The sequence below is a fragment of the Rossellomorea aquimaris genome (genome assembly GCF_000935355.1).
Lineage (GTDB): Bacteria > Bacillota > Bacilli > Bacillales > Bacillaceae_B > Rossellomorea > Rossellomorea aquimaris_B.
Genome location: NZ_JXZC01000009.1, coordinates 138,190 through 146,992, shown reverse-complemented (window position 1 = coordinate 146,992; position 8,803 = coordinate 138,190). Strand labels below are relative to the sequence as shown.

Sequence of the window (8,803 nt, the reverse complement as noted above, 5' to 3'; positions counted from 1 at the left end):
AAAAGCGGAGGCGGCTTGGTCAGTCCGCCTTGACATATGAGACCCTTGAATCACAGCAACCATCTCCAAAACAAAAAAACACTTCCAGGAATCACCCTAAAAGTGCAAAGCAATACCTATATATCCTTCAAACATAGTAAAACATATATCAAAAGGGGGTAAAGATACGGTCCCACATACCGCAATCAAAAATAAAACAAAATCTTATCAATGGAATCCTTTATTAAGACAGCACGGCCATATTCCATCAGGATATATTTCGAAATGTTTGAATGCTGGCCGTATTCAGCGCAAATTGCCTCCAAAATAATGCTATCGCATTCTAATAAATTTTCTATAAGTAAGTAATAATTATTTTCATAATAATAAATACTTAACTGAACAAGACGATTGTTTACCTTGCTCAATTCGTTGATGCGCTTAAGGAGGTTCAGTACATCCTCGAAATCATCAAAATATACGAGCACATCATGATCATTCACGGACTTCATGATACCGTTTTCTTCTTCCCAATCAGAAAAGTCATCTTCTGACTCCAATGTGAGGATCATGCATATTTCCTGATCATCAAATGACTCAATCTCCACGGTGATTTCCATTTGTGTTTCGATGCCGAACTTCCCTTGGACTTCATCCAGCATATCTTCAAAAAGATCATGCCACATATAGGAATCTTTCCATTGATCCTGTTCAAATAAACCTTTTTGCTCTAATTCTTCCACACTAATGGAAAATTTTATTTTGTTGTCAGAAATTCTTTCGAGCTTCATCTTCGTACCCCCTAGAGTGTGACGATTTATCACCATACTATGTAAGGGGCAGAAAACAGTGCATAATCCGCTTATAATTTACTTTTCAGCCATTGTTCCCAATCGGATTTGGTTTGTCCTACGATGTGTTCCTGGAATTGCTCTTTTTTATCTCCTGGGAGAGTGTCTATTGCAAACCCGCCGATCCCAATTTCCAGGTCTTCACGCTCAACCTTTAATGAAGTGACAAGTGACAGCAGGTTGTCTACATTTTCTCGTAAGGTGCATGAAAAGAACAAAAACTTAGGATTCACTTCGTCAAGAACCGTTTCTATGTCGTTTTCTTTTATACTGGAACCTAAATAAATTACTTCAAATCCCTTTCTTCTTACATAGAGAGTAAAGATCAGCAATCCTAATTCATGCCATTCCCCAGGCCCACAAACCGCCACTACTTTAGGTAAGATACCGTTGTGTGGAAATGAGTGCATGATGATGCCGATACGAGACCTGAGTATCGATGTTGCAAAATGTTCGTGTGCAGTCGTGATTTTCCCGTTCTCCCACAGGTCTCCGATTTTCACCAGTAGGCTGCCAAGGATATCAATCACCACTTTATCAATCGTGTAAACAGCAAACGACTGGTTGATTAATTCATGTGCTTTTGTTTCGTCGAAACTTAAGAGGGCTTTCAACAAATCATCTGAGAGGCTCTGAGTACGGTCCTTTTGTTCAGAGGATGTGATTTCATTTTCTTCCAGCTCTTGTTTGTCAAGCAGGGCAACAGCCTGACTTATGGTAAATCCCTGGTTGACCTTTTCAACCAGCCATTTTAATATATTTAAATGCTGTTCAGTGTATAGACGGTGACCCGATTCATTTCGTACAGGAGCAATTATATGATACCTTCTCTCCCATGCCCTTAATGTACCTGGTTGAATTCCTAAAATTGTGGACACAGCTTTTATATTGTATTTGCCTTCTAACTTCTTATCATTGCTCATAAATAGTCCCCCAAGTAATTCTCTTCTCTCTGAAATTATAATCGAGAAACTGATTTGTGTAAAATTTGTATAGGTAATGAATAACAAATGTTCATTTTTATTCTTTATCGATTATCATCAAATGGGTTTCTGCCGGAGCTCCTAAGCGTAATGGAAGTGCAGTGGTCCCATAGCCGTTACTTACCAACAGGGTGGTCTGAGGGAGTTTTTCAAGTCTTCCTTTTTTATACAATCCCCAGCCGAAAAAGCGAATTTGTCCCCCGTGTGTATGACCGCTTAACATCAAATCAATACCCTCTTCTTTTCTTACCTGCCTAACAAGTCTCGGGTCATGGCTGATTAAAAGATTAAATTCATGGGGGGATGTTTTCTTTAAAGCAGAAGGGTAGGAAGCTCTTTGCGTACTCTCATCGTCTACTCCAATCATGTTAATCATCCCGTTATGGATATGCACTTTAACTGAATCATTTACGATTTCAATGACTCCCTTTTGTTTGAATATCTCCTTCAGCCGGTTCGTATCCACTTCATAATCATTATTGCCCCATACAAAATATATAGTACCCAGCGTCAGCAGTTTATCCAAATTTCGTTCAACTCTTGAAAATGGAACTCCTTTTTCAAGAAGGTCACCGCCAATAATGACAAGATCGGTTTTTCCCTTCACTTCTTCAATAATGTCATCTGAAACTTCCCGTTTATGAATATCTGATATAAAGAACAGGGAAATCGGCTTCATATCATCAGGAAAATCCGGAAGCTTCACCTTTTCCATTTTAACAACATTTCGACGTGCTTCATATAACATAAAAAAGAGGAGTATGACTCCCCCTGCTAATAATAAAAGACTAAATTCAAGCATTGTGGCCTCCTTGTCGGCGAAAATCTATAGAAATAATACCATAAAAAATGGATAAAAAGGAAAAAGCAATTGTCTGCCACATCCCAAAACAACTTAGTAAATAAATGATCACTAAATGAATTGGAATGATGAGTAATTCTTTATGTAGTTTACCATTCATCAATCTCAGAATAGAATACCATTCAAATTTCAATAAACTACCTTGAACCAAAAACCCTCCCATAAAAGCAATCATTGCCGCAAAGAATGGTACCGGATTTAAGACTAATTCAACAATGAACTCTGAGCTGTCAAGTAATTCTGCTGCCGGAAACCATTTAATGAATAAATACCCTAAAAGAAACGTGATAAGCAGTTTAGCAGTATGATTGATCAAAAAAATCCCTCCCATAAATCTTATGAGAGGGATTTTTTTTCATACAGGGTTTCGGTCAATTATTCATCTTCTTGAATATCAAGAATGCGGAATCCTGATTTCTCTAACTTATGAAGGAATTTATCCATATTATCCTTCTTTTCTACCTTTAGTACGATGCGTCTTAATAATTTATCGGTTTCATCAAAGGTAACAAGGGATATGACCGATTCTGAATACTGTTGAATGATATCCCCAAGGCGGGCAATCCTTCCTTCTGTTTCCACAGAAGAAAAGGCGATGCGGACTCCTTTTTGATCCATCCCAAATGCACTTCTGAATTGATCAAGTACATCAAAGCGGGTAATCAGACCAAGGAATTTTTTATCTGCCCCTACGACAGGGAGAATCGGAGAATCCTTTAATTCAATCAATGCATTTTCAAATACATCTTTTTCTGTTATATGTTTGTCGGTATCCGCAATAATATCTCGAACCTTTTTCTCCTTGAGAAAGGCTTCTTTATCCATCCCTGAAAGGAAGAAGCTCTGATAGATATTGTAACGAGTTGCTACCCCTCTATATTCATCATTAGAGAGGACTGGTACTCCATCAATTTTATGATGCTCCAGTACTGTAAGCGTCTTTTCGATTGAATCATTTTCATCTACCACATAGCATTTGTGTTTCGGTATCATGGCACTCTTAACAAACATTTGACCACCTCATTATTAATATCCTACCTTTTTAGTATTCAACATTTTCACAGGTTTTCCCTTCATATTAAAGAATATAAATTAATTAACATGTTCTATTTGTCTATTTCATATGTTGTTACGAAGGATTTTCTTTAAAGGAGGGATTATCATGCATGAATTTTATAAAGCTTATTATCCATATGTAAGTCCTTTCGATCCGTGTAAGCCTATCACACGCAAGGTTTATTCAACTCCTCCAAACCTTTACTTAGGATTCCAGCCTCCCAACCTGGAACAATATTCACCTAAGGAAGCGTTACAAAAAGGCACTCTTTGGAAAGTGTTTTATGATCCCTACTATAGTCCCTATGAAAAGATGAAGGGAGAGTAAACTGACATGAAACAGCTTCCCCCCCATTATTATGAAGTGCTGGAAGAGTTACAAGCCGTTGATTTCGTTATTCTCGATCTTACGCTATATCTCGATACACACCCAGAAGATTATGATGCAATCTCTCAATATAATATGTACGTAAAAACCCGAAAACAAATTAAGAAGAAATTTGAAAAGGAATTTGGTCCTTTGACCAACTTTGGATATAGCTATTCCAATTACCCTTGGGATTGGAAAGACGCTCCGTGGCCATGGCAAGTTTAAAGAAATAAGGAGGTGCATGACAATGTGGGTTTATGAGAAGAAGCTTCAGTATCCTGTTCGAGTGAGTAGCTGCAATCCGAAACTGGCTAAATTTCTGATTGAGCAATATGGTGGTGCAGATGGTGAACTTGCCGCTGCCCTAAGGTATTTAAATCAACGCTATACCATCCCGGACAAAGTCATTGGATTGTTAACGGATATTGGTACTGAGGAATTCGCTCACTTGGAAATGATTGCAACGATGGTTTATAAATTGATAAAAGATGCGACACCACAGCAGATGAAGGACGCAGGACTCGACCCTCATTATGTTAATCATGATGGAGCGATCTTTTATCACAATGCTGCGGGGGTTCCATTCACTACATCGTATATAGCGGCAAAAGGAGATCCGATTGCTGATTTATATGAAGATATCGCTGCTGAAGAGAAAGCAAGGGCTACCTATCAATGGATAATAAATATGAGTGACGATCCAGATTTAAATGATGGCTTGAGGTTTTTAAGAGAACGTGAAATCATCCACTCCCAACGCTTCCGTGAGGCAGTGGAAATACTTAAGGACGAAAGGGATAAAAAGGTGTTCTTTTAATGAATGGGAATGTTGAATTGGCTCATTTCATCGTGCAAAGGGAGAATGGGCCGACCCTTTTTCCATTTCAAAATAAGCACCAAATAACGAGTATCCCATGGACTCGTTTTTTAGTGCTTGCATCTCACTTACTTCCATGAAATAGGTTAATATCCCATTCTTTTTTCATTTTTTCATACACATGATGCCTTTTTTTCCACGCTTCCTCTTTCCATAAATCTTTACTTCGATCAATGATTTCACACCTTAATGCATGATATTCTTTTTCTTTTTTCTCTTTTTTTTCATATAAGATTTTTGTAGCGCCGAAGAGTCCAACTAGTAACATCGTAATAAATAAATGAAAAGAGCTGGACACAAATACAGAAAACATCTCTGCAAATGAATAAGAATAAGGCCCAATGACATATTTCGTCACATAATAGAGAAAAAAGAAGGTAGCAAACAATGCTGCCCATAAACTATAGAGGTGCAACACTTTGGCTTTATCAAACTTTTGTTTTTTTTCTATCAAATTATGTAGCATCTGCCGGGTGGCAAGATCTGTCCATTCTCCAAAATCGTTTCCAGCATGATTCATTACCATCCTCTCCTTCCCTTCCCTATAGTTTATGAACTTGTCCACATAGATAGAATAGTAGAATAAAAAAAGGACCTCTTTCAGATCCTTTACGCTCATTTATAAGAAAGGCTGAAAAGTATCTTCACCCAAGCATTTGTCTTTGATTTCGGTAGAAGCCTATTTCTCCAAATTCCATAATAAGTTGATCAAAGATGCTATCCCAAGATTGGTTTTGAGCCATTTGGAGAGCCTTTCGTTTCATATCCAGAAGACGGTCTTCATATAATATTTCCTCGATATGGTGAATGAATGATGGATAGTGATGAGCCTCCGCTATTCTTCCTGTTTGGTCATGATCTACTATATTCGTCACCCCCCCTTTATCAGCCACCACCGCTGGTAAACCGGATGCGAACGCTTCTAATACCACGTTTCCAAACGTCTCTGAAGCAGATGGAAAGACGAATAGGTCAGAGGATGCATACACTTCCGCGAGTTCTTTTCCTGTTACATAACCTGTAAAAAGGACATCTTCTCCTTTGGTTTTTTCCATCAGTTCATTCTTCATGGGGCCATCGCCTACAATAACCCACTGAACCTGATTCTTTAATTTTCCGGGAAGATGCTTAATGGTTTTCCAGAGTGTATCCAGGTCCTTTTCAGGCGCCAACCGGCCAACATATAGAAGAATGTATTTCTTGTTAATATTGTATTTTCTCCTTAGTTCAGAACTCCGTTTTTCAGGGGAATAGGTCTGACAATCGACTCCCCTTCCCCATATGGACACGTCGGTAAAACCCTGTTTTTCTAAATGAATTTTCGTTTCACTCGAAGGGACAAAAATGCGATCCGCCTGTGAATAAAACCATTTCATATATCTCCATAATAATGGGGTCACCCACATCATTTTGTAGTAGTTCAAATACAGATCAAAATGGGTGTGATAAGAGGCTGCGAGGGGGAGATTCATTTTCTTTGCCCCACGGACCCCATACAGTCCCATGGTAAGAGGTGTAGTTACATGAATCAGGGTGGGCGAAAAATCTTTCAATTGCTTTTCGATCGTTTTAGGATTGGCGATAGCTGTTCTGCATTCTGGGTAAAAGAAAAAAGGAAAACTTGTAAAGGAGTGTACATTTGGATAGGATCCTTTTTTCTCTTGAGTATCCGGAACGAATACTTTGTACTCAATCCCTCTTTTCTCATAATGATTCGTCAACCTTTTCAACGTTCTTGCTACTCCGTTCACTTGAGGATGATACGTATCGGAAAACAATGCAACTCGCATGTACACTTCCCCCTTTGTAATTGGCTTGCAATCTGTAATCCTGTGGGTTTATCAGATAAACAATAGAACCATTAAAGTGGTGGCAAATGAAAGAAATGCCCCTGCCAGTACATCTGAAGGATAATGGACCCCCAGAACTACTCTTGAATATCCAACTAGCCAACTTAATGGAAATAGTACAAGGATCGTTGCCGGATACTGAATCATAAAAGGAATCGAAATGGAAAAAATAGCGGTTGAGTGACCAGACGGAAATGAATGATCTTTGAATTCATAGCCGTGTACCATTGCATTGGGTAATGATAGATAAGGACGTATCCTTTTGACCAATTTCTTGATGATGGTCATAAAAATATGACTGATACATAATGAAATCATTGCAACCATTACGGTCTTCTTCATAGGTGAATAGTAATGACTTATGAAAAACAGGATCAGAATGGAGGCTATCGTTAGCCTCGCTCCTCCGAGATGAGTCACATAACCAAAGAATGATCGATATAGCTGTTTACTTCCATTAATTCTGTAAAACAACAAATCATCTACTTTTCGAAATCGTGTAATCATTCTGTCCACCATATCAACCCCTTCTTTCCCTTATAGTCCTGTCATTTTTATTATATTTTCAGTTTGTAACACTTCTAATAAACCAATGTAAATATTATTGAAAATTGTTGCAAAGGAATTGTAAATCATAATTGAAGACAAAGAAAGCACCCTCCCCAACTGACTTGGGGAGGGTGCCTTTTATTGGTCTAATGGAATTTCCAATACTTGTCCTGTCTGAATTTCATTACCCTGAATATGATTCCACTCTTTAATCCGGTCAACCCCTGATTGGGAATTGTAGTATTTCATCGCAATTCGGAAGAGTGTTTCCTGAGGTTGTACAGTATGATACACGATTTTGTACTCTGGCTTTTCTTCCTTTGATTCCTCTTCTACTTCTTCTTCAGGCTTTTCCTCTACCTTTTCTTGTTTAGCAGGTGGAGAAGCAGGTGGAGCGGAAGCTTGCTCCTTACCATTATTGGAAGAAGCAGTCTCTTTAGACTGTTCTTCTTTTGTTTCCTCTGTAACAGGCTCACCTTCATTACTGAAATCAGACTCTGTCCCTCTCTCCTCGTCATCTATTTCTGACTGATCGTAGCGAACCTCTTCCACGTCGTCCACATCTTCAGACATGACCACCAGGGGACCATTTCTGTCATCGAAATAAGAATAAATGCTGAACACAGTCAATGGCAAAAGAATAAAGAACAAGAGAAGCATACTAATCAATGGATATTTCATTTTCAATTTGCTCTTCTTCTTTTTCCACCTATGCAGCTCACTTCTGGCCGGGAGAGGCTCTCTTCTTTTGTCTGGTAAGCCCTCTGGGATTCGTTCAATTTTTTGCTTTAATTTCGCTGCCTGATCTCGATATGGGTCTTTACTCATGAGACATCCCTTCTTTACTTCCTTGTCTTCCTTTCTTACGCATGTGTAAACCCAGTAAGAAATCGATGACAAAGTGCATGATGATTGTTACCAATAAATTTTCTGTTTGTTCATAAATGAAACCGATCCAAAAACTAAGCAGTACAATATTGACAATTAAAAACCAGTGAGCCCAATACCTGAAATGAATGAGAGCAAATATAATGCTAGAAATGATTAACCCAAAGTGAAATTGCAGAACGCCTCTAAATAATATTTCTTCACTGAAGCTAATGAAAAAAGCCAATAAAGCAATTTCCCCAATGTTTCTATTCGTAAATATTCGAGCATTTACTCCGCCATCATCATAATATTTACTCGGTAAATGCTTCATTAATACGATGTCGATGGCCACTATAACTAAGCCGCTTGTTAGCCCAATAGTTAATATAGAGGGGGACAAATAGAACTGATTCCAAAATTCAGACCATGTGTCAAATAAAAATATACCTAATCCAAAAGCAATCGTTAATAGTAATATTTGAGTAAAATACAAATGAAATGTTAACTGCTTCTTGGAAAGCTGTTGTATGATTTCCCCTTGTTTCTGCATCGTTAC

At 38.2% G+C, this 8,803-nt stretch carries 13 protein-coding genes; 3 read left to right on the top strand and 10 right to left on the bottom strand.

The genetic code is table 11. From position 1 onward, the window contains the following. Positions 1-185: 185 nt before the first annotated feature. From TV75_RS17815 to TV75_RS17795, 5 genes are all read right to left on the bottom strand, one after another. Positions 186-770: an adaptor protein MecA gene (locus TV75_RS17815; protein WP_044340150.1), complete on the bottom strand. Its 585-nt coding sequence runs from the start codon at positions 768-770 to the stop codon at positions 186-188. Between the two features lie 71 nt (positions 771-841). Beyond that, positions 842-1,753 carry a MerR family transcriptional regulator gene (locus TV75_RS17810; RefSeq protein WP_044340149.1) on the bottom strand — a complete coding sequence of 304 codons (912 nt, stop codon included), beginning with the start codon at positions 1,751-1,753 and terminating at the stop codon, positions 842-844. Positions 1,754-1,850: 97 nt separating this feature from the next. Continuing rightward, positions 1,851-2,615 carry a metallophosphoesterase gene (locus TV75_RS17805; RefSeq protein WP_044340148.1) on the bottom strand — a complete coding sequence of 255 codons (765 nt, stop codon included), beginning with the start codon at positions 2,613-2,615 and terminating at the stop codon, positions 1,851-1,853. Continuing rightward, the gene (locus tag TV75_RS21260; RefSeq protein ID WP_052504609.1) at positions 2,608-2,991 is read right to left on the bottom strand and encodes a hypothetical protein; all 384 of its coding nucleotides are present in this window, start codon (positions 2,989-2,991) and stop codon (positions 2,608-2,610) included. The genes TV75_RS17805 and TV75_RS21260 overlap by 8 nt, the downstream gene beginning before the upstream one ends. 59 nt (positions 2,992-3,050) lie before the next feature. After that, on the bottom strand, positions 3,051-3,686 hold the full coding sequence (locus TV75_RS17795) for a CBS domain-containing protein (protein ID WP_044340147.1): 636 nt from the start codon (positions 3,684-3,686) through the stop codon (positions 3,051-3,053). Between the two features lie 151 nt (positions 3,687-3,837). Here TV75_RS17795 and TV75_RS17790 point away from each other — a divergent pair, with 151 nt between their 5' ends. From TV75_RS17790 to TV75_RS17780, 3 genes are read left to right on the top strand one after another with little or no spacing between them, the layout of a single operon-like run. Next, the gene (locus TV75_RS17790; protein WP_044340146.1) at positions 3,838-4,059 is read left to right on the top strand and encodes a spore coat associated protein CotJA; all 222 of its coding nucleotides are present in this window, start codon (positions 3,838-3,840) and stop codon (positions 4,057-4,059) included. A gap of 6 nt (positions 4,060-4,065) precedes the next feature. Next, a complete protein-coding gene (locus TV75_RS17785) occupies positions 4,066-4,326 on the top strand; it encodes a spore coat protein CotJB (RefSeq protein WP_044340145.1) in 261 nt (86 codons plus the stop codon). 22 nt (positions 4,327-4,348) lie between these two features. Then, on the top strand, positions 4,349-4,918 hold the full coding sequence (locus TV75_RS17780; protein WP_044340144.1) for a manganese catalase family protein: 570 nt from the start codon (positions 4,349-4,351) through the stop codon (positions 4,916-4,918). Positions 4,919-5,042: 124 nt separating this feature from the next. Here TV75_RS17780 and TV75_RS17775 read toward each other — a convergent pair whose 3' ends face one another. From TV75_RS17775 to TV75_RS17755, 5 genes are all read right to left on the bottom strand, one after another. After that, on the bottom strand, positions 5,043-5,498 hold the full coding sequence (locus TV75_RS17775; RefSeq protein WP_044340143.1) for a DUF2663 family protein: 456 nt from the start codon (positions 5,496-5,498) through the stop codon (positions 5,043-5,045). A gap of 124 nt (positions 5,499-5,622) precedes the next feature. Continuing rightward, positions 5,623-6,768: a glycosyltransferase family 4 protein gene (locus tag TV75_RS17770; RefSeq protein ID WP_044340142.1), complete on the bottom strand. Its 1,146-nt coding sequence runs from the start codon at positions 6,766-6,768 to the stop codon at positions 5,623-5,625. 51 nt (positions 6,769-6,819) lie between these two features. Beyond that, a complete protein-coding gene (locus tag TV75_RS17765; protein ID WP_044340162.1) occupies positions 6,820-7,335 on the bottom strand; it encodes a phosphatase PAP2 family protein in 516 nt (171 codons plus the stop codon). A 180-nt stretch (positions 7,336-7,515) separates the two neighbouring features. Next, positions 7,516-8,205 carry a LysM peptidoglycan-binding domain-containing protein gene (locus TV75_RS22400; RefSeq protein ID WP_044340141.1) on the bottom strand — a complete coding sequence of 230 codons (690 nt, stop codon included), beginning with the start codon at positions 8,203-8,205 and terminating at the stop codon, positions 7,516-7,518. Beyond that, positions 8,198-8,797 (bottom strand): CPBP family intramembrane glutamic endopeptidase, encoded by a 600-nt coding sequence (locus TV75_RS17755; protein WP_044340140.1) that lies wholly within the window; start codon positions 8,795-8,797, stop codon positions 8,198-8,200. Before TV75_RS17755 ends, TV75_RS22400 begins: the two co-directional genes overlap by 8 nt. Positions 8,798-8,803 lie beyond the last annotated feature (6 nt).

What these genes read in the sequence shown, in the direction of transcription:
- TV75_RS17815 (WP_044340150.1), bottom strand. Translation starts at nt 770, where the DNA reads ATGAAGCTCGAAAGAATTTCTGACAACAAAATAAAATTTTCCATTAGT.
- TV75_RS17810 (WP_044340149.1), bottom strand. Translation starts at nt 1,753, where the DNA reads ATGAGCAATGATAAGAAGTTAGAAGGCAAATACAATATAAAAGCTGTG.
- TV75_RS17805 (WP_044340148.1), bottom strand. Translation starts at nt 2,615, where the DNA reads ATGCTTGAATTTAGTCTTTTATTATTAGCAGGGGGAGTCATACTCCTC.
- TV75_RS17795 (WP_044340147.1), bottom strand. Translation starts at nt 3,686, where the DNA reads ATGTTTGTTAAGAGTGCCATGATACCGAAACACAAATGCTATGTGGTA.
- TV75_RS17790 (WP_044340146.1), top strand. Translation starts at nt 3,838, where the DNA reads ATGCATGAATTTTATAAAGCTTATTATCCATATGTAAGTCCTTTCGAT.
- TV75_RS17785 (WP_044340145.1), top strand. Translation starts at nt 4,066, where the DNA reads ATGAAACAGCTTCCCCCCCATTATTATGAAGTGCTGGAAGAGTTACAA.
- TV75_RS17780 (WP_044340144.1), top strand. Translation starts at nt 4,349, where the DNA reads ATGTGGGTTTATGAGAAGAAGCTTCAGTATCCTGTTCGAGTGAGTAGC.
- TV75_RS17775 (WP_044340143.1), bottom strand. Translation starts at nt 5,498, where the DNA reads ATGAATCATGCTGGAAACGATTTTGGAGAATGGACAGATCTTGCCACC.
- TV75_RS17770 (WP_044340142.1), bottom strand. Translation starts at nt 6,768, where the DNA reads ATGCGAGTTGCATTGTTTTCCGATACGTATCATCCTCAAGTGAACGGA.
- TV75_RS17765 (WP_044340162.1), bottom strand. Translation starts at nt 7,335, where the DNA reads ATGATTACACGATTTCGAAAAGTAGATGATTTGTTGTTTTACAGAATT.
- TV75_RS22400 (WP_044340141.1), bottom strand. Translation starts at nt 8,205, where the DNA reads ATGAGTAAAGACCCATATCGAGATCAGGCAGCGAAATTAAAGCAAAAA.
- TV75_RS17755 (WP_044340140.1), bottom strand. Translation starts at nt 8,797, where the DNA reads ATGCAGAAACAAGGGGAAATCATACAACAGCTTTCCAAGAAGCAGTTA.